The organism is Mycolicibacterium austroafricanum (genome assembly GCF_902705885.1).
GTDB classification, from domain to species: domain Bacteria; phylum Actinomycetota; class Actinomycetes; order Mycobacteriales; family Mycobacteriaceae; genus Mycobacterium; species Mycobacterium vanbaalenii_A.
Genome location: NZ_CACSIP010000012.1, coordinates 282,298 through 301,978, shown reverse-complemented (window position 1 = coordinate 301,978; position 19,681 = coordinate 282,298). Strand labels below are relative to the sequence as shown.

Annotated in this window: 19 protein-coding genes; 4 read left to right on the top strand and 15 right to left on the bottom strand. The window is 66.1% G+C overall.

Going from position 1 to position 19,681, the window contains the following annotated elements; translation table 11 throughout:
- Positions 1 to 110 precede the first annotated feature (110 nt).
- Complete coding sequence (locus BEMPMBAN_RS10280; RefSeq protein ID WP_159230244.1) at positions 111 to 737, top strand: SOUL family heme-binding protein; 627 nt, start codon at positions 111 to 113, stop codon at positions 735 to 737.
- Here BEMPMBAN_RS10280 and BEMPMBAN_RS10275 read toward each other — a convergent pair.
- From BEMPMBAN_RS10275 to BEMPMBAN_RS10210, 14 genes are all read right to left on the bottom strand, one after another.
- Complete coding sequence (locus BEMPMBAN_RS10275) at positions 734 to 2,296, bottom strand: long-chain-fatty-acid--CoA ligase (RefSeq protein ID WP_159230243.1); 1,563 nt, start codon at positions 2,294 to 2,296, stop codon at positions 734 to 736. The two genes, BEMPMBAN_RS10280 and BEMPMBAN_RS10275, sit on opposite strands and share 4 nt — an antisense overlap.
- Before the next feature lie 153 nt (positions 2,297 to 2,449).
- Positions 2,450 to 3,037 (bottom strand): TetR/AcrR family transcriptional regulator, encoded by a 588-nt coding sequence (locus BEMPMBAN_RS10270; protein WP_159230242.1) that lies wholly within the window; start codon positions 3,035 to 3,037, stop codon positions 2,450 to 2,452.
- Positions 3,038 to 3,050: 13 nt separating this feature from the next.
- Positions 3,051 to 4,010, bottom strand: a complete 960-nt coding sequence (locus tag BEMPMBAN_RS10265) for an oxygenase MpaB family protein (RefSeq protein ID WP_159230345.1) — start codon at positions 4,008 to 4,010, stop codon at positions 3,051 to 3,053.
- A 114-nt stretch (positions 4,011 to 4,124) separates the two neighbouring features.
- Positions 4,125 to 4,724 carry a hypothetical protein gene (locus tag BEMPMBAN_RS10260; protein ID WP_159230241.1) on the bottom strand — a complete coding sequence of 200 codons (600 nt, stop codon included), beginning with the start codon at positions 4,722 to 4,724 and terminating at the stop codon, positions 4,125 to 4,127.
- A gap of 2 nt (positions 4,725 to 4,726) precedes the next feature.
- Positions 4,727 to 5,494 (bottom strand): mannan-binding family protein, encoded by a 768-nt coding sequence (locus BEMPMBAN_RS10255; protein ID WP_159230344.1) that lies wholly within the window; start codon positions 5,492 to 5,494, stop codon positions 4,727 to 4,729.
- Positions 5,495 to 5,525: 31 nt separating this feature from the next.
- Positions 5,526 to 6,161, bottom strand: a complete 636-nt coding sequence (locus tag BEMPMBAN_RS10250) for an Rv1363c family protein (RefSeq protein ID WP_200845933.1) — start codon at positions 6,159 to 6,161, stop codon at positions 5,526 to 5,528.
- Positions 6,162 to 6,187: 26 nt separating this feature from the next.
- Entirely contained in the window at positions 6,188 to 7,438 is a 1,251-nt protein-coding gene (locus BEMPMBAN_RS10245; RefSeq protein WP_159230239.1) for an MlaD family protein, read from the bottom strand.
- Positions 7,435 to 8,775: an MlaD family protein gene (locus BEMPMBAN_RS10240; RefSeq protein ID WP_159230238.1), complete on the bottom strand. Its 1,341-nt coding sequence runs from the start codon at positions 8,773 to 8,775 to the stop codon at positions 7,435 to 7,437. The genes BEMPMBAN_RS10245 and BEMPMBAN_RS10240 overlap by 4 nt, the downstream gene beginning before the upstream one ends.
- Positions 8,775 to 9,893 carry an MlaD family protein gene (locus tag BEMPMBAN_RS10235; protein WP_159230237.1) on the bottom strand — a complete coding sequence of 373 codons (1,119 nt, stop codon included), beginning with the start codon at positions 9,891 to 9,893 and terminating at the stop codon, positions 8,775 to 8,777. Before BEMPMBAN_RS10235 ends, BEMPMBAN_RS10240 begins: the two co-directional genes overlap by 1 nt.
- On the bottom strand, positions 9,890 to 10,927 hold the full coding sequence (locus BEMPMBAN_RS10230) for an MCE family protein (protein WP_159230236.1): 1,038 nt from the start codon (positions 10,925 to 10,927) through the stop codon (positions 9,890 to 9,892). The genes BEMPMBAN_RS10235 and BEMPMBAN_RS10230 overlap by 4 nt, the downstream gene beginning before the upstream one ends.
- Complete coding sequence (locus BEMPMBAN_RS10225) at positions 10,920 to 11,975, bottom strand: MCE family protein (RefSeq protein ID WP_159230235.1); 1,056 nt, start codon at positions 11,973 to 11,975, stop codon at positions 10,920 to 10,922. The genes BEMPMBAN_RS10230 and BEMPMBAN_RS10225 overlap by 8 nt, the downstream gene beginning before the upstream one ends.
- Positions 11,972 to 13,549, bottom strand: coding sequence for an MlaD family protein (locus tag BEMPMBAN_RS10220; RefSeq protein ID WP_159230234.1), 1,578 nt, complete (start codon positions 13,547 to 13,549; stop codon positions 11,972 to 11,974). Before BEMPMBAN_RS10220 ends, BEMPMBAN_RS10225 begins: the two co-directional genes overlap by 4 nt.
- Positions 13,550 to 14,407: an ABC transporter permease gene (locus BEMPMBAN_RS10215; protein WP_159230233.1), complete on the bottom strand. Its 858-nt coding sequence runs from the start codon at positions 14,405 to 14,407 to the stop codon at positions 13,550 to 13,552. It abuts the gene before it with no gap.
- 2 nt (positions 14,408 to 14,409) lie between these two features.
- Entirely contained in the window at positions 14,410 to 15,240 is an 831-nt protein-coding gene (locus BEMPMBAN_RS10210; RefSeq protein WP_159230343.1) for an MlaE family ABC transporter permease, read from the bottom strand.
- A 421-nt stretch (positions 15,241 to 15,661) separates the two neighbouring features.
- Between BEMPMBAN_RS10210 and BEMPMBAN_RS10205 the strand changes: the two genes are divergently transcribed.
- Together BEMPMBAN_RS10205 and fadD8 are read left to right on the top strand one after the other, a co-directional pair.
- The gene (locus BEMPMBAN_RS10205; protein WP_159230232.1) at positions 15,662 to 16,081 is read left to right on the top strand and encodes a YciI family protein; all 420 of its coding nucleotides are present in this window, start codon (positions 15,662 to 15,664) and stop codon (positions 16,079 to 16,081) included.
- Positions 16,082 to 16,141: 60 nt separating this feature from the next.
- Positions 16,142 to 17,749 carry a fatty-acid--CoA ligase FadD8 gene (gene fadD8, locus BEMPMBAN_RS10200; protein ID WP_159230231.1) on the top strand — a complete coding sequence of 536 codons (1,608 nt, stop codon included), beginning with the start codon at positions 16,142 to 16,144 and terminating at the stop codon, positions 17,747 to 17,749.
- Here fadD8 and BEMPMBAN_RS10195 read toward each other — a convergent pair.
- Positions 17,746 to 18,411 carry a FadR/GntR family transcriptional regulator gene (locus tag BEMPMBAN_RS10195; protein WP_159230230.1) on the bottom strand — a complete coding sequence of 222 codons (666 nt, stop codon included), beginning with the start codon at positions 18,409 to 18,411 and terminating at the stop codon, positions 17,746 to 17,748. The two genes, fadD8 and BEMPMBAN_RS10195, sit on opposite strands and share 4 nt — an antisense overlap.
- A 47-nt stretch (positions 18,412 to 18,458) precedes the next feature.
- Between BEMPMBAN_RS10195 and BEMPMBAN_RS10190 the strand changes: the two genes are divergently transcribed.
- Positions 18,459 to 19,679, top strand: a complete 1,221-nt coding sequence (locus BEMPMBAN_RS10190; protein WP_159230229.1) for a CynX/NimT family MFS transporter — start codon at positions 18,459 to 18,461, stop codon at positions 19,677 to 19,679.
- The last annotated feature ends 2 nt before the right edge of the window (positions 19,680 to 19,681 follow it).

The window sequence follows — 19,681 nt, the reverse complement described above, 5'->3', positions numbered from 1 at the left end:
CACAGCGATCTACAACCCATCCGCACCGGCCCCGGCGACGAATACCCCACCGGGCGAGGGTTCCGCAGGTGGGCTGCGAGTTGCCAGCCTGTCGAGAAAGGAGAGTTGACATGAACCGCATCATCAAGATCGCCGGGCAGGTCGGGGAGTCCGTGTTGTCGATCGTCGGGATCCGGGTCGGCACCGAGGAACCGCACCACCTGCGACGGCCGTTGACCGACGGCGTGGAGATCCGACAGTACGGACCGCGCATCGCCGCCGAGACCACCGTCGCCGGCGAGAAGCAGGCCGCGCTGAACACCGGCTTCCGCCGGCTCGCGGGCTACATCTTCGGCGGCAACCACCACGACACCGAGATCGCGATGACCGCACCGGTCAGCCAGCAGTCTGCGGGTCAGGACATCGCGATGACCGCACCGGTCTCCCAGACCGGCAGTGCCGAGGACGGCTGGACGGTGCGCTTCTTCATGCCGTCGAAGTGGTCGATGGAAACCCTGCCGAAGCCCGACGACGACGCGGTGCGGCTGGTCCCGGTGCCCGCGGAGACGGTGGCAGTGCTGCGGTTCAGCGGCGACCGCGGCCCGAGGGCCGTCGCCGCCGCCACCGAACGGTTGCACAAAGCCTTGCGCGACAACGGTATCGAAGCGGTTGGTGAGGCGGTGGCGTGGTTCTACGACCCGCCGTGGACGCTGCCGTTCCGGCGCCGCAACGAGGTCGCGGTACCGATCGAGGCCTAAACCGTCGCGCGGTCGCGCCCCTCCCAATGTGGTTTGCGCAGATCCTTTTTCAGGATCTTGCCGGTGGGGTTGCGCGGCAACTCGTCGGTGATGTCGACGGTCTTGGGGCACTTGTAGGCGGCCAGCCGCTCGCGGGCGAACGCGATCAGGTCCGATTCGGAGACCTCCGACTCGACCACGACCACCGCTTTGACGACCTCGCCCCATCGCTCGTCGGGCACACCGATGACCGCGACCTCCACCACGGCCTCGTGCTCGGCGAGCACCCGCTCCACCTCGATGGAGTAGATGTTCTCGCCGCCGGAGATGATCATGTCCTTGAGCCGGTCCTCGACGAAGATGTAGCCACCCTCGTCGACGCGGCCGACGTCGCCGGTGCGGAACCAGCCGTCGTCGGTGATCGCCTCGGCGGTGGCCTCGGGCTTGTTGTGGTAGCCCTTCATCAACTGCGGTGAGCGGAACCACAATTCACCCTGCTCACCGGCGGGGACATCGTCGAGGGTGTCCGGGTCGACGACGCGGACCTCGGCTTGGGGCACCAGGGTGCCCGCACTCGTCAACCGCTCCGGATGGTCTTTGGCGCGGTGCGCCTCGGGCATCAGATGGCTGATCACCCCACACAGCTCCGTGAGCCCGTAAGCCTGGATGAAGTCGGTGTTCGGCCAGGCTTCGAGTGCCGCCCGCAGCAGCGGCAGCGGCATCGGCGACGCACCGTAGCCGTAGGTCTTGAGCGCGCTGAACAACTTGACCGCGTCCTCGCCGGATTCGAGCACCTTGGCCAGCACCGCGGGGACCAAGAAGGTTCGGTTGGCGCCCTTGAGGATAGCCCCGGCCAGCGCAGCGCCGTCCACGTCGCGGGTCATCACGCTCGGAACGCCGTCGTGGATGCCGAACTGCACGTACGACGAGCCGCCCACGTGGAACAGCGGCATCGACACCATGTTCTTGTCGCCCTCGTCGAACTCGAAGCCCTCGTGGGCGTTGACGGTGTGGGCGATCATGTTGGCCTGGGTGAGCTCGACGCCCTTGGGCCGCCCGGTGGTGCCCGAGGAGTACATGATGATGGCGACGTCATCAGGGTCGACGTCGTCGCCGCGTTCGGCGGGCGTCGCCGCTTCCAGCATCGCCTCGTACTCGTCGTCGCCCTCGGGCGTGATGGCGATGACGTGCTCGAGGCTGGTGAGCTTGTCGCGGATCTTGTCGATTGCGGGTTTGAACTCCGTTCCGACGATGAGCACCTTGGCACCCGAGTCGTTGAGCACGTAGTCGAGCTCGTCGGCGGCCAGCCGGAAGTTGACGATCGCGTTGGCGGCGCCGAGCGACGCCGCGGCGAACGTCAGCTCCACGCACGCCGGGTGGTTCTTGTCCAGGAAAGCGACGACGTCCCCACGCTGGACGCCGCGTTCGGTGAGCGCACCGGCCAGCCGGCGCACGCGGTCGTTCCACTGCGCCCAGGTCCAGGACCGGTCGAGGTAGTCCATGGCTTCGGCATCGGGCGTGGTGGCGGCCCAGTGCGCTACGCGGTCGTCGAGGAATCGGGGAGCGGGCAGATCAGCCATGGTCAGAAGCGTGCCACGCCGACACGCATCGCTGTCCGGTTTCGCTCAATCATCCAGATGTGACTCACAGTTTCATCCATATATGCGGGCTGGTCGAGGTGAATATGGACGTTTTGTCCATGACTGGATTGATTATGTGAAGGTTCATTCGTGTCAGTGCACCAGTGGTGCCAGGTAGGTCTTCGCGTACCGCGCCACCGCGTCGTCGTCGGTGACATCGAGGACGTCGGTGTTGACCTGAACCAGCGACGCCGCCAGGCGGATGTGCACCTCGGCGACGGCCATCAGTTCGTGGTCGGACATCGTCGCACCGGCCGCCCGCAGCGCCTTGGCCATCGCCGTCGCCGCGCTGACCAGGAACAGCCGTGCCTCGGCGACCATCTCGGTGGTCGCGGTGAACTCACCGTCGAGTTGCAGAAACCGGCGCATCACCGGTTCGCCGGTGAGCAGCCGGACCCCCTCGCGGAACGCGGCCACCGAGGCGGCCTGCGGTCCCGAGTCGATCGCGACAGTCTGCAGCCGCGCCATCGCGAACTCGAAGGTCTGGCGGCCCAGTTCGGTGATCAACGCGTCGCGGCTGGGGAACCGCCGGTACAGCGTGCTGCGGCTGACCCCGGCCTGGCGGGCCACCACGTCCATACTCAGGCGGCCGATCCCGACCAACGCGACCTCTTCGGCGGCCGCCTTGAGAATCGCCGACTCCTGTTCGGTGCGGCTGTCGGTGTTGCGAAGTCGTCGCATGAACCGGCCCGTGTCAGCCGGCCGGGCAGCTGCCCGCAGGCGGGGCGAACGACTCGAGCCCCACCGAACGATGCAGTCGCACCAACTTCTCGTACTCGATGCGGTTGCGGGCCAACGGAATCAGCAACACTCGATCCGGGAGGGTCCGCCACGCCAGCTGTAGCAGCCGGCTGTAGAGGGCGAACTCCCGGTCATGGCGGCTCTGCCATTCGAACCCGGTGAGTTCACGCACCCCTGGATGCAGGATGCCGAACGAGCACACCTTGACCACACGTCCGGCCAGCGGACGAAGCACCAGCCAGGACGGCGTGAGCGCCAGGCGGAGCGCCGGCGGAAGGACCAGCGTCGGCAGCGGCAACCGGGTCAGGTTCTCGGTGACCCGGCGCAGAAACGGATTCGCGGCCAGTTCGCCGTCGACCATGGATTCGTAGTACTCGACGGCCTCGGCGTAGCTGGCCGGAAGTTTGGCGTTCTTGCCCGGCAGTTCCAGGGCGCGAAACGACTCCAGGAGTTGCCGGTAGGCGACCTCACGTTCGTCCTCGGTCAACGTGATGCCGGTGCACGGTGTGAACGAGTTGAGCACCAGGAACAGCCCGCTGATCGCGATCCAGTTCCACAGCCGTGGGTCCAGCGCGCTGTAGCGCACGTCGGCGAACTCACCCTTGCCACGTCCACGCACGTCACGATGCAGTGTCTTGAGCCGCTCCCCCTCGGCGGCGCGATCGGTGGCGTCACCCCATATCGCCAGGAATGCCGAGAACCCGCTGCGCACACCACGATCGGCGAAGTTCGACTCGAACCGTCCGGTCTTGTCGACCGCGGCCGCCACCGGCACCAGCGCCACTTCGTCGAAAGCCGCGGCACCGAAGAAACCACCCAGGACGCTGCCCGAGTGCTTACGGAACTCGTTGATCACCTTCGGCCGGACCTCGGGCGGGATCTGCTGAGCAGAATCCTTGATGACCGCAACCATGGCGCCTCCCGAACTCATCGCTGACACAGAAACTAGCGATCTGTGTCAGCATGTCAAGGCTGTGGCAGGGACCGGGCTATGGGACGCGCCTCGTCTCGGCCGGCGGCGCCGCAGTCAGGCGCCTTCGCAGACCCCGGAATCGCGGATCGCCCTGCCGTAGACATTCAGGGTCGCAGTGTTGGCGCTGATCTGACCCGACGGCAGCCGCCGCGAGATCTTGTCGCTGATCTGGGTCAGCTGGTACCACAGCCGGTAGATCGAGTCGCCGTGGAAGAGCGGCGAATAGTCGCTCAGATCCGGGTAGTTCACGATGAACAAGGTGTGCGCGCGGGGGTTCAAGAAGGCCGCCGATTGGTCGAGGTTGGCGGCCACGACATCACCGGCCTCCCGGACACCGGTCGCCGACCAGTCATCGTGCTGGTCTCCGAGAAAATGCTGAAACCCCAAGGCCTGTTGCCGCAACTGGTCGTACCGGGCGTTGAACCATTGACAGGATTCCCGCTGGGCGGTGATCTGTTCAGGTGTGACCCGCGACCGCCAGACGTCGTACGGGAACACCGTGTAGTCAGGCGACCAGTCCGACGGGTACGGGGTGAAAGGCGGCAGCGACGGAGCGACTCCGTTCTGGCCGGGTTCCGCCGAACTCACCGGTGACGCCACCATCAGCAGCACCACGAGAACCAGAACCAGACAGTGGGTTCGAATGCCGAACATGTTCAGGAACCGCCGAATTCGGGACGCAGCACCGGCGCCAGCGCAACCAGCGGGATATGCGCCTGCACGGTCCCACCGTCCATCGACCACTGCATGACACCCGGCGTGAAGTTCGTGGGGGAATCGCGTCCCACGGGATAGTCCGGCATGTAGAGGATCAGCTCATCGGGGGTCAGCGCCCAGGCCTTGTAACCGCCGGAGTACACGTTGTCCGGTGTCCAACGGTCGACGACAAACGGGTAGCTTCCCGGCTCGTGCTGGGGAGGGGCCACGTCGAGCGCCTGCCTCACGAACGGCTCCGCCAGCGGTGGAATCACCACCAACGGATCAAGAGTCGGCTTCACCACATCGGCCAGCTGCAGCTGCCGCCCGTTGGTTGTGTCGAACGTGAATGTGCGGTACGCATTGTTGAAGTCGGGACCGTCAGCGTGATAAGTCTCCCGGTAGACCAGGGTCATCACACCGGCACGTCGGAAGATCTGGTAGTTGCCTTCGCCGAAGCTGTCGGCCACCATCTTCACCGCCGCGGTCCGCCAGTTGTCCACCAGCGTGCGCAGGTAGTTGCGGACCACCGGTCCGGCCACCGGGTCGTCGACGACCTCTGCGGGGATCGCCACCTTGATGTCGCGCATCGCCTTTCGGTCCGACAGCACCGAGGTGTGACAGTACTGGCCGTTCCAGGCACCCCCGAGTTCCGCGCAGAAAGTCTGCGCAGACGCCGCGGCTGTCGGTGCCACAATCACGCCGGCCGCCAGCACCGTGGCCGTCATCCCGCTGAACCGCACCATCGACCATTCCACCTCAGGGCAGCTCGACTTTGCCTGCACGCCAACGTTCGTCGACGTACTCCATCGTCATCTTGATCCTGCTTCGGTCGATTCGCGGGTCGGGAATCGAAGAATTGGACACCGACTGATCCACGAACAGCAGCACCACCACTTTATCCTTGGACTCGGACTGGACCGCCGACTCGACGACGACGCCGTGCGCGGCCGCCTCGTTGTCGATGAGCAACTGCCGCAACTCCACGCTGGACTCGGAATACATGTCCTTGAACTCACCGGTCGCGCCGTCGAGCACCCGATCGAAGTTCTCGTCGACCCTGGCGGAGTCAATGCTCGTCAGTACCTGCGCGTACTCGACCGCAGCCGCCTGCGCCTGCTCCCCAGCACGTGCCACCTGCCGGTCCTGCCACAGTTGCCACCCCAAGAATCCCGACGTCACGAATCCGCCGACGATCAGTACCGCCACCGCCGCGACCACCAAGCGACGCTGCCACGGCCTCCGTTCGGCTGCCACGCTTTCCGTGCCGTCGTCGGCTCCGTCGTCGCCAGCCTCGGTATCGGGTGCAGCCTCGGGTGTGGCCTCGTCACCCTCGGGTGCGGCGTCGGAAGTCTCGTCGTCGAGTTTCCGGTCGGTCTTGACAGACACATTCATCTCCTGGCGACTTTCTTCGTCGGGTTTCATCGGGGCGGCTCGATCGGCAGTGTCGGACCGCCGTACGGCGTCGGGATCGTGTAGCGCCCTCGCGGTGTCGGATCGGTGGTGCGGCCGAGATCGGCGCCCGGCGGCGGGCCGGCGCCGTCATCGCCGGCCGGACGGGGCGCATTCTTCGCTCCGCGGACCAGGACGCCGGGATGATCGTCTCGACAGTAGGTGTACATGAAAGGCTCCGGGTAGTCAGCCGAGGACGGTGGCAGGCGGGGTGTTCCGTAATCGCAGGTGTAGCGCGGATAGATGTCCCCGGTGGCCCACAGCCCGTTGTCGTGCATGATGCTGCCGATGGCGTCGAGGACCGAGGTGCGGTAATCGGGGAACAACGCGTTCAAGGCCGGGACCCGAAGATAGAGAAGCTGCGAAGTGGTGGTCAGGTTCCCCAGCAGCTGCACCATCGTGTCGGAGTTGTCGAGGAACAGATTGTCGATGGCGGTCAACGCCTCCGGAGCCTCGTTGGTCAGCCGGCGGAAACCGTCCCGCATCCGGTTCACACCGTTGAAAGTCTGGTCGAGGTTCTCCGAGGCGACTCCGATGCCCTCGTTCTTGTCGGCTGCGAGGGTGAGCACCACGCGACTGGTGCGGAGCATGCTGGTGGTCTCGGGCAGCACCGAATCGAGGGTCGACAGCAGGAATGTGCCACCGTCGATGATGTCGGCGAGCTTCTGCGGTCCGGCGTCGCCCATGCTGAGCTCTTTGCGGATGAGCTCGAGTTTGGTCGTATCCACCTGCGCGAGCGCGCCATCGGCGTTCGCGAGCAGATCGGCCAGACTCACCGGCACCGTGGTGTCTGCCTCGGCCACCACGCTTCCGTCACTCAGATACGGCCCCTCGCCGCTGGCTGCGACGAAGTCGATGTACTGCTCACCGGCCGGTGACAACCCGGACACCCGTACCTCGCTCGACGCCGGGACCGCAACCGTCGAATCGACCGTCACGACCGCGTTGACGCCCGCGGGAGTGATGTCGAGGCGTTCGACCCGGCCGATCGGGACGCCGCGCAATGTGACGTTCTGATTCGGCAGCAGACCGGCGGATTCCGGCAGCTTCACCGTCACCCGGTAGCTCGACGCTACCGGGTTGACCTGCAGCGCACCGATGAACAGGTATCCACTCGCCACGACCAAGGTCAGCAGCAGGGCGCCCGCTGACACCCAGGCCCGGCGCCGGTGGCCGACGCGGACGATACCGACGATGTGGTCCGCTACGACGCCGATCATCGTGGTGCCTCAGCCGGCAGCAACGGCGCGGATCCCGGCGGCGCCGGCGCCCCGGGTCCCGGAGGTGCCTGTGACGCGGGTGTCGGCGGCGGAGTCCATACCGATGCCGGTGGCGCCTGCGGTACCGCCCCCGGCGGTGGGGGCGGGGCCGGCGCCGCTGCGCCCGGGGCGGTCACGATCTGCCCCGGGTCGGTGAGACTCGGCATGACCGGCAACTGCGGCACTCCGGGTCCCTTCCCCACGATCCGCTCCTGCAACCGGAAGAGGGTGTACTGAATCGACCCGACGAGCTGATGCCAGTTGTAGCGCTTGGGCCCGTGCAAACCGGTGTCGCCGGCGAACCCGATATCGGGAATCGAACCGAGCACCAACCGATCGATGCTGGCCCGCACCGCAATCGCATTGCTCGTCGTCGACTTGACGAATGGCGGCATCAACCGGTTCAGCGCGTAGAGCGTCGCATCGGGGGTCAGCACCACGTCGTTCCACGCCTCGGCGATCGTGTTGGCGTCCGCGATGACACTTCGACCGCTGGTGTCGGTTCCCGCGATCGACGGGAACTTCGTCAACTGCTCAGCGGTGCCGCCGATCTGCAGGACCAGATCGGCGATCTCGTTGGTGTGGGCGGCCAGTGTCTCGGTGGCCGGGCCGGCCTGCTCCATCAACTCGCCGAGATCGTCGTTCTTGGCCTCCAGCTGTTCGACCAGTCGCGACGTCTCGGTCAGCGAGGTGGCGATCTGGTCGGACCGATTGTTCAGCGTCCCCAGGGTGTGGTTGGTCTTGCGGATCAGGTCACCGAATGCCTGGCCCTGATCACCCGTCGCACGACCCAGACCATTGATGACGTTGGTGAAGTTGCGCACCGCACCGCCGTTCACCAGGATCGCCGCTGAGCTCAACACAGACTCGACAGTGGCTGCCGCAGTGGTGGATTCGATCGGTATGGTGTCTCCGTCCCCGAGCAACGGCGTTCCCGCCGGCACCGCACCCGGAGGCCGGATCGAGACGAACACGTCCCCCAGCGGTGTCGCCGACCGCAACTCGGCGGTACTGCCCTGCGGCAACTGCACTCCGTCCCTGATGCGCAACGTCGTCACCGCGGTGTAATTGTGTGCCTCCATCGACTCCAGTTGTCCGATGTCGGCCCCGGCGAGCCTGACCTTCGCCATCGCCGGCAGGTTCAGCGCGTTGGAGAACACCGCTGTCAACATGAAACCATCTGAACCCCCGCCGGGCGCCGGCAGCGGTAGGCTCGCCAATCCGTCTGTCGCACAACCTGATATCGAGACACAGGTGGCAAGTGCCAGTGCAACCAGCGACTTTCCGGGGTGGGCCATCACTTCTGCCCCATCGCTGCGAGGCCGTCCAGCACGTAGCTCAGACCGAAGTCGGGACCGAAGTCCTGCAGGGTGCCGGTACTGCAGCCCAGCTGACGCAAACCCATCATGTTGCACATCTCTTTGACCGTCTGGGTGTCGAACAGCACCTTGTCGGTGAGCACATGCACGCGAACCGCCCCGTTGGTCCGGTCGATCGCGTTGTAGATGTTGTCCAGTGTCATCGGGGTCAGGTCGAGGAGCTCTGCGAGATCCCGCCGATGGTCCACCGTCGTGTTCAGCGCAATGTCGCCGTTGGCGACAATCTGCTTGATCGCATCCCGGTGGGTGACCAGCACCTCACCCAACTGGTTGACCACGTCATCGATCTTCTTGCCGGTCGTCCCGGTACCGAAGTGCTCGTCGGCGAGTACCTGACTGAGTTGCCTCACATGCGAGCCGAATTCCCGCAGGGTGGCATCGTTGTCGGCCGCCGCCTCGAACAACGTGCTGACGTTCCTGATGACCGCGCTCAACTGGCCCCCGGTCACCGCGCCCCGCTCGGAGCTCAGCCGCAGGGCTTCGGACAGCTCGCCGAGCGCATCCTTCATCGCCTGACCGTTCCCGTCGGCAATCGCGGCGCTGGCGTCGACGACGCCGGCGACCGGACCGCCCCCCTGGCCGTCGCCGCGAAGCGAGGTGGACAGCTTGTCGAGCACATCGAGCACCCTGGCGAACTCGACCGGCGTTGTTGTGCGATTGAGGCCGATGGTGTCGCGGTGCTGCAAGGTCGGCCCACCACGGTAGGGCGGTGTCAGTTCGATCTGCCGGTCGGTCAGGATCGAGTTCGATATGGTCACCGCCTGGACATCAGCAGGCACCTGGACGTCACCGTCAACGGTGAACTCCACCTCCACGTAGCCGCCCTTCGCGACGATCTTGGTGACCTGCCCCACCGGCATTCCCAGTACCGCAACGGTATTGCCCTCATAGAGTCCAGCCACATTGTCGAACTGCGCGGTCACCGAGATGGTGTCGAACCGGTCCGAGACAACGGACCATCCGGATGCTGCAATGCCGCCGGCAATCACCACTGCTGCGGCGAACAGCGCTACCAGCCTTGCTCTAACGGTCGTCACTTGCAGTCCTTCAGGTACTCGATCATGCTGAATTGTTTGGCCCGGCCGCTGATCGCGCACACCCACGAATCGACGAGCAATCCGTTGGCCGCGTTGAAATCGACCGCGTTGCCCGAACCGGTGGCGTTGGCCAGTCCGCGCAACGCGAGCGGGGCCGACTGCAGGACACTGCGCAGCATCGCGTCGTTCTGGCCGAGCATGTCGGAGAGCTCCCGGACATCGACCAGTAGCCCCTCCAGCTCGTCACGGTCGTCGATCACGATGTTGCTCAGCGTCTCAACAAGATTGGTGATCGCGTCCATCATGGCGTGGAATGATGCCCGCCGCATCACGAACTCGCCCAACAGATCGTTACCCTGCCGGACCATGCTGGCGATGTTCGCCTGCTGACGGCGCAGGGTGGTGCTGACCAATTCCGTGGTTTCCAGCAACGAACCGAGTTGGTCGCGTCGGTCGGCGACGATCGTCGACAGCGTATGGGTGTTCTCCAGCGCCTGCGGGACCACCGGTGGCAGCCCCTGCAACTGCTCGCCGAGGATTCCGAGCGTCTCGGCGAACTGGTCGGAATCGACCTGTTCGTAGGTGGTCGTGACGTCTGTCAGGGCCTCCTGCAGGTCGTAGGGGACCTCGGTGTGCGCGAGGTCGAAGCTGCCCTCGGGCAGCGAGCCCTCGCCGGCGGGCTGCAGTGACAGGTAGCGCGAACCGAGAATGGTGGTGACCTTGATGATCGCCCGGGAGTCCGCGCCGAGTTCGACGTCATTGCGCACCTTCAGACCGGCTTTGACATGGTCGCCCGCCAGCTCCATGCTCGTCACCTCGCCGACCGGTATGCCGGCGACGGTGACCGGATTGCCCGGTCGCAGCGCAGCGGCCTGGAGGAACTGCGCCGTGTAGTGACGGTAACCGACGTCAGTGGCCCGCACCAGCAGCAGCGCCCCGACCAGCACGCTCACCACGATGATCGCTACGAGGCCGAGGCCGACCTTGTTGCGGTCCTCCAGTGGCCGCCGCGACTTCTTCTTCGGTTCAGCCATTTGCCATGTTCCTGCATTTCGGGGAGTAACGGGCATTGTTGCCGGGGGTCGCCGCGTCGACAACGATCGGCACCACATCGTTGAGTCCGGGGAAGAATCCGGTGGCGTTGAGGTCGCAGGCATACGCGTTGGCGTACGCCCCGTCACCGGTGAGCCGCGCAAAACCCTTGAGCAGCAACGGCAGATTGGCGCCGGTGAACGCCAGCTGGGGTTCGATGCCGACCATGTGCTGGGCGAACCCGGGCTGACGATCCACAAGTTCCTTCAGATCTGGATACACCTCATCGGTGATCTCCGAGAGCTGCTGCACCACCCGTGCGATCGACCCCGTCGAGTCCACCAACTCGGAACGCTGCCCGTCGAAGATGGACACCGCCGACTGCGCCTCGGTGAGAATCTGATCGAGGCTGTCGTTGTGCCGGGCGAGGTTTCTCATCACCATGTTCAGGTCGGTGATCACCGTGCCGAGTTCTTCGTCGCGGCCGGCGAACGAATCGGTCAACCGGGATGTCTGGTCCACGAGTGCGGTGATCGACGCCTCGTCACCCTGTAGCGACTGGATGACGCCGCGGGTGAGGTTGTCGGCATCCCTCGGGTTGAGCAGGCTGAACAACGGCTCGTAACCGTTGAGCAGTCTGGTCACGTCGAACGACGGATCGGACCGCTCGAGGGGGATGACGCTGCCCGCCGGCAATGGGTCGGGCTCTCCCCTGGTACCCAGCGACAGACCGAGATAACGCTGACCGACGATGTTCTGGTACGTCACCGAGGCGACAGTGGTCCCGAGCAGCTGCTGGTTGCTCTGCACCACGAACGACACCTTGGCGAGATCACCTTGCAGCTCGATACTTTGGACACGCCCGACACGAACCCCGGCCATTCGGACGTCATCACCCTCACGCAGGCCGAACACATCGGTGAACATCGCGGCGTACGGCGCGGTCGTCCCCGCCACATCTCGCCGGAGCGTGACATACACCAACCACGTCAGCGTGACGGCCACGACCATGAAGATCGACAATCCTGCCATTGCGCCGCGGTGTTTCATCGAGGCTCCTCGCTGATGGCAACTGTCGTGCCGCGCGCGACCGGACCGAGCAGCAGCTGGGTCGCCACCGTGGCCGGTCGGCCGGTGACGATGCCGAGCTGGGTGCGTTCCTGTTGACTGCCAACAGGTCCCACGTTTCCGCCGTAGGAGGCCGGTGCGGCCTCCGCGGCCATCGGGGGATCACCCGGGCGCGGCGCGACCGGGGCCGGCGGCGACAACGGCACCGGCGGCGGGGGGACAGGGACCAGCACCGGGTTGGCGGTGCCGGGCACCGGCTGCGACGGAGGCATCCACGGTGGTAGCGGCGGATTAGGATCCGTCAGATCGGGATTGGGGTTCACCAGCGGTGGACCCACGGCGACCAGATTGCCACTGGGCCCGATCTCGGTGCCCGGCGGGGGCATCAGGTCCGCAGGCGGCTGGTAGTTCTGCGGCAACAGCACATCCGGTAGTTCGGGCCGTGTCGGCACCAGCGGGGCGGTGAAACAACTCGGCCCCTTCAGCCCGGCGTACTCCGGGCAGTCCGCCCTGGTGTAGGAGTAGGTCGGCGCGAACGACAGATTCACCCGCATGTTGCCGATGTCCCGCTCGTGGATCCAGACCTCGTCGAAGAACCGGTCCGACAACTGATTCAGTTTGACGAACGCGGGCACCCAGTGGTGCGAGGTCTGGGCCAGGCTGCCGATCACCGGGGTCAGTTCGGTGGTGATCCGGACCATCCGATCGGTGTGGTTGTTCAGCGCGGTGTGCGTCGTGCCCACCGTGTGGATGCCGCCGTTGACGAGCGCGGTGAGCTGTGCGTCCTGCTCGACGAGCGTCTGCATGGGTTGCACCGCCTGGTGCAGCGCATCGACGAGCTCGGGGGCGGTCTGCGCAAGGCCGCGCGTCGCGTCAACGAGTGCCGAGACCGTGGTCTGATCCGGCTCAGTGGCCACGATCTGATCGAGCTGATCGACCAGCCGGTTCAACTGTGCACCGCTGGTGAGCAATTCGGTTCGACGGTTCTCGGTGGCCGCGTTCACCGCGGCGAGAATGCCGATCGTGTCGTCCTCGCGACCGCGCCCGGTCGCAGCGAGGATGTCCCGCAGCTTGCTGATGGTGGTCTGAAACAGCACGGTCGGCAACTCGGTGTCCTCGGGGATCTCGGCGCCGGACGCGATGGTGGGTCCGGGGCTCACACCGCTGGCCGGCCCGGCAGGGTCGACGAGTTGCACCGACGACACCGCGAAGACGTTGCTGGGCACCACCCGCGCGGTCACGGCAGCCGGAATCGACTTTGCATATTCGGGTTTGAGGACGATGTGAACGAAGTTGGGATCGCCATACTCCGCGGGCGTGACCCTCTGAACGGCGCCGACCAGCACACCATGGTACTTGACGTCGGATCGCTGCGGCAGGCCGTCGCCGACGTTAACCAGGGCTGCGACCACCCGCACGCTGGACTCAAGGCGTCCGGTGGACTTGAGCAGAAGCAGGCCGGCGACAAGTGCGGTGATCACGATCAGCGCGATGCCGCTGCCGAGGAATTGCCGTTCGGTGGGACCACGCCCGTCCAGCTCAAAGGGATTCGCCATCTAGCCTCCGAACCTCGCTCCGGCATCGATGGACCACAGCGCCATCGTGAGCAGCATGTTGACCATGATCACCACGGTGATACTGGCCCGCATTGCATGGCCGGCGGCGACGCCGACACCGACTGGGCCGCCGCTGGCGTAGAAGCCGTAGTAGCACTGGACCGTCGACGCGATCCACACGAAGATGATGGTCTTGAGGACCGAGTAGAGGATGTCCTGGCCGGACAGCATCAAGCTGAAATAGTGCAGGTACGAACCCGTGGACCCGCCGCTGATGATCTGGACCACAATTTGGGTGGTCAGGTAGCTGACCGCGAGGCACGCGACGTAGAGGGGTATCACCGCGATCACCGAGGCCATCAACCGCGTCGTCACCAGGTACGGGATAGGGCGGATGCCAAGGGATTCGAGTGCGTCGATCTCCTCGGCGATGCGCATCGACCCCAGCTGTGCGGTGAACCGGCAGCCAGCCTGGGTGGCGAAAGCCAGCGACGCCGCGATAGGCGCGAGTTCGCGGGTGTTCACCAACGACGAGATGATACCGGTGGCTGGGCCGAGCCCCAGAAGGTCCAGGAAGTTGTATCCCTCGATGCCGACCAGCGCACCGACGGTGATCCCGAGCACGATGGCCACCCCGGCGGTTCCGCCGCCGACCACCAATGAGCCGTTGCCCCAGGCGACGTCGGAGAGCAGCCGGGTGAACTCGCTCCGGTAGTGCCGCAACACCACCGGAACACCCATCACGGCGCGGCCGAAGAACACCAGCATGTGACCGAGCCGCACGACCGGCGTCGTACCCCGCCGGTACACCCGCAACAGCCCGCCGACCACGGCGGGTGAGAACGTCGACGCCGCCATCACTACAGCCCGACCCGCGGGAACATCATGATGTAGAGCTGGCTGATCGCGACGTTGACGATCATCAGCACCAGAATCGACTCGACCACAGCCGCGTTCACCGAGTTCGCCACCCCGGTGGGACCGCCCTTCGTCGACAGGCCTTTCTGACATGAGACGACCGCGACGATGGCGCCGAAGATCACAGCCTTGACCAGTGCCACCACCAGGTCTCCGGTGGTCGCGAACGACGCGAAGGTGGCGACGAAGCTGCCGGGTGCGCCGTTCTGGAAGTACACGTTGAACAGATAGCTGGCAAGGAAGCCGACGAAGCAGACCACGCCGGTGAGCGCGACGCCGATGAGGATGGCGGCGGCGAATCGGGGAACGACGAGCCGCCGGATCACCGAGACCCCCATCACCTCCATGGCGTCGGTCTCCTCGCGCATCTTGCGGGATCCCAGGTCCGCGGTGATTGCCGATCCGACCGCCGCGGCCATCAGGACCGCCGCAGTCAACGACGCTGCCTGGCGGATGACGGCAAGCCCACTTGCGGCGCCTGCCAGCGACGTGGCGCCCACCTGACCTGCCAGCAGGGCGAACTGGATGGACAGCGTGACGCCAATCGGGAGAGCCACCAGCACGGTGGGCAACACGGCCGTTCCGGCCATGAAGGCGCCTTGCTTGATGAATTCCTGCCATTGGAAGCGACCGGTCAGCAGGTCGATCAGCAGGTACTGCAGCGTGCGCACCCCGAGGACGAACTGATCCCCGACGGTGGACAGCGACGCCAGCGGATGGCGCCTGACGTAACCGTCGGCCCAGCCCACGATCTCGTCGACACCGCCTCCCAGTGCCCGACCTCCGCGGGTAGGTGGATGATCGACATGATTCGAATCGTTGTTCACTTAATATCCGTGACTTCCGTGCCGCGTGAGATCTGACCGCCCGCCGTTCATGCTGGATTTCGATATACAACAACAGTTATGATGCGATTGTCGAGCGCCTCGCCACCCCACTGAGGAGCCAGACCTACGCCCGTCGTCAAAGTATGCACGTTAACATTTTGGGTCGGAACCGTTTCCCGGAATCCATGCGGCAGCGTGGCTGCCCGCAAGGGCTGGTTGCGTTGGGGGACGTGTACCGAGCCGATTCCCGGGCTCCTGAAGAAAATTTCCTCGTTGGTGTCGATTTCCGGTCTCGCTGATCGACGTGTGTGTGAGGGCCGCCCGAACAAGACTGGACGAGCCTTCCCGAGAACGAAGGAGAGAACTGATGACTCGTTACATGCTGATCCTGCGGTCGACCCCGGAGGCCGAGAAGGCGATGGAGAACGTCGACTTCAACGACGTGATCGAGGCGATGGGCCGCTACAACGAAGAGCTCATCAAGGCCGGGGTGTTGCTCGCCGGTGAGGGACTCGCCGGGCCGGAGGACGGTTTCGTCGTCGACTTCGACTCCGACACCCCGGTGGTGACCGACGGCCCGTACACCGAGGCCAAGGAGTTGTTCAACGGTTTCTGGATGCTCGGGGTGTCGTCGATCGAGGAGGCCAAGCAGTGGGCGCGCAAGTGCCCGCTGGGCCCGGGCGCCCGGCTGGAGGTGCGACGCGTCACCGAGACCGAGGAGTTCCCGCAGGACAACGAATGGGTCCAGAAGGAACTGAAGTGGAAGAAAGAGGGCGTCTGGCAGTAGTCCGGCGGAAATGGCGCAGACCCTGTGACTGCAATTGGAACACGTTCTAGTCTGGTCCCCATGAGTGACTTGCTGCGCCATCCCCTGCACTCCGGCCACCTCACAGTGGGTGCGCTCAAACGCCACAAGGACCGGCCGGTGTTGTTCCTCGGAGACACCACGATGACCGGCGGCGAGCTCGCCGACCGGATCAGCCAGTACATCCAGGCCTTCGAAGCGGTGGGCGCCGGGACCGGAGCGGCGGTCGGTCTGCTCTCCCTCAACCGCCCTGAGGTGCTGATGATCATCGGCGCCGGCCAGTCCCAGGGTTACCGGCGCACCGCGCTACATCCTCTCGGCTCGCTCGACGACCACGCCTATGTGCTCTCCGACGCCGAGGTGACCTCGCTGATCATCGACCCCAACCCGATGTTCGTCGAGCGCGCGCTCGGCCTGATGCAGAAGGTGCCCTCGCTCGAGCAGATCCTGACGATCGGCCCGGTGCCCGCCGAACTCGCCGACAGCGGTGTCAAGGCCATCGACCTGAACGCCGAAGCGGCCAAGTACCCGGCCAAGCCTCTGGTTGCCGCCGACCTCCCGCCCGATCACATCGGTGGGCTCACCTACACCGGCGGCACCACCGGCAAGCCCAAGGGTGTCATCGGGACGACGCAGTCGATCACCACGATGACCACGGTGCAGTTGGCGGAGTGGGAGTGGCCGGAGAACCCGCGCTTTCTGATGTGCACACCGCTCTCCCACGCCGGTGCGGCGTTCTTCACCCCGGTCATCGTCAAGGGCGGCGAACTGATCGTGTTGACGAAGTTCGACCCGGCCGAGGTGCTGCGGGTGATTGAGGAGCAGAAGATCACCGCGACCATGCTGGTGCCGTCGATGATCTACGCGCTGATGGACCACCCCGACAGCCACACCCGGGATCTGTCGTCGCTGGAGACCGTCTACTACGGCGCCTCGGCGATGAACCCGGTGCGGTTGGCCGAGGCGATCCGTCGGTTCGGGCCGATCTTCGCGCAGTACTACGGCCAGTCCGAGGCGCCGATGGTGATCACCTACCTGTCCAAGAAGGACCACGACGAGAAGCGACTGACCTCGTGCGGGCGCCCGACGCTGTTCGCGCGGGTGGCGCTGCTGGGCGAGGACGGTCAGCCGGTTCCGCAAGGTGAGGTCGGTGAGATCTGCGTATCGGGACCGCTGCTCGCCGGGGGGTACTGGAACCTTCCCGATGCCACCGCCGACACCTTCCGTGACGGCTGGATGCGTACCGGCGACCTGGCCCGCGAAGACTCCGACGGTTTCTACTTCATCGTCGACCGCACCAAGGACATGATCGTCACCGGTGGTTTCAACGTGTTCCCGCGTGAGGTGGAAGACGTGGTGGCCGAACATCCTTCGGTCGCCCAGGTATGCGTGATCGGCACCCCCGACGAGAAGTGGGGCGAGGCGGTGACGGCCGTGGTGGTGCTGCGACCCGACATCGAATCCGACGACGCCACCGTCGCGGCCATGACCGCCGAGATCCAGGCGTCGGTGAAGGAGCGCAAGGGGTCGGTGCACGTGCCCAAGCAGGTCATCGTCGTCGAGTCGGTGCCGGTCACCGCGCTGGGCAAGCCGGACAAGAAGGCGGTGCGGGCGCAGTTCTGGGAGAGTTCGGGCCGGGCTGTCGGTTAGCCGTCCAGGGCGGTGAGGATGCCGTCGAGCAGCGCAGCCGCCGTCAGCGCCGCCCGCTCCACATCGCCGGCGGCGATGTGCTCGAGCAGCACTGCGTGATCGACGATCTCCACCGGCTTCTCGTGGGTGGTCGCGACGCTGGCCGTGATGGCCTCGATCAGGCCGCGGTACAGCTCGGTGAGCATCGGGTTGTGTGAGCTTCGCACCACGGCGAGATGGAACTCCGCGTCAGCGCGCGCGAACTCGTCGGTGTCCCCTCCGGCCTGGTACCCGTCGCGGCGGGCCAGCAACGCTCGAAGCTCGGACAGGTCGGCCTCGGTGCGTTGGGCGGCCGCCAGGCGCGCCGCTTCGACCTCCAGCCCGCGGCGCACCTGGAGGACGTCGCGAAGCTCGGCGCCGCAGAGTCGGCGCAGCGCCCCCGACACCTCACTGGTCGCCCGGACATAGGTGCCGTCCCCCTGCCGGACCTCGAGGATTCCGGCGTGGGCCAGGGCGCGGACCGCCTCGCGCACGGTGTTTCGTCCCACCCCCAGCGACTCCACGAGCACCGCCTCGTTGGGGATGCGCTGACCCACCGGCCATTCACCGGCCGACACCGCATGGCGAAGCTGGTCGATGACCTGCTCGACCAGGCCGGCGCGCCGCGCAGTGCTCAACGGCACAAAGACATCCTTTCAACCAATCATGGGATGTATGGCAGTGTAGCGGGGTGCGCAGTACCCCGCCGGAGATCCACCCACCCGCAGCCGACGGCCGGGACGGCGTTCCCACGGTCGCCGGCGGAGCGCTGCTGGCGGTGGCGGTCGTCCTGACCGCCCTCAACCTACGACCCGCCGTCACCAGCGTGGCCCCACTGCTCGGCGAGATGCGCACCGACCTCGCGGTATCCGCCACCTGGGCGGGGTTGCTGACCACCCTGCCCGCGTTGTGCTTCGCGGCCGCCGGTCTGGCTGCGCCGCGGTTGTCCTCGAGGTTCGGTCTCGGGCGCACCATCTCGGCGGCCATGCTCGCGCTGACCGTCGGTCTGGCGGCGCGGGTGGTCGACGGACCGCACGTCGTCATCGGCGCCACCCTCGTCGCGTGCGCCGGCATCGCGCTGATCAACGTGCTGATCCCCGTCGTCATCAAAGGTTCGTTCCCGGCCCGGGTCGGCCTGATGACCGGCATCTACACCGCCGCGCTGCAGGGCGGCGGTGCGCTCGGCTCAGCCGTGACACCCGGACTGGAGGACCCCCTCGGCGGCTGGCGCCTCGCCCTCGCGACGTGGGCGGTGGTGGCATTCGTGGCGCTCGCGGTGTGGCTGCCGGCCGCCCGGCGACACCGTGGGACGTGGGCCGAGCAGAGCAGGGTTTCAGCGCGGCCGCGCTCACTGCTGGCCAACCCGCTCGCCTGGACGGTCACGCTGTTCTTCGGCTGCCAGGCGTTCATGGCCTACATCGTGATGGGTTGGCTGCCGCAGGTGTTCATCGACAACGGGATCGGCAAGCTGCACGCCGGGCTGCTCGTCGGGCTGGTGTCGCTGATCGGGGTGCCGGTGGCGCTGGTGATCTCCCCGCTGGCGGCCCGCAGCGCCAACCAGAGCGGGTGGATCGTCGGGCTCGGTGTGGTGGGTTTCGCCGGCGCGGTCGGCCTGATGGTGGCGCCGGCCGCACAACCGGTCCTCTGGAGCGTGCTGATCGGCGTCGGCATGGGCGCGTTCGCGATGGCGCTCGCGGTGATCGCGCTGCGTGCCCGCACCTCCGAGGACACCGCGCAACTGTCGGGCATGGCGCAGGGATTCGGCTACCTCCTCGCGGGCACCGGTCCGTTTCTGTTCGGCCTGCTCCACGACATGTCCCACGGCTGGACGGTTCCGTGGACGATGTTCCTGGTGGTCTACGCCGTACAGATCGTGGCGGGCGCCCTGGCGGGCCGCGCCCGCTACGTCTGAGC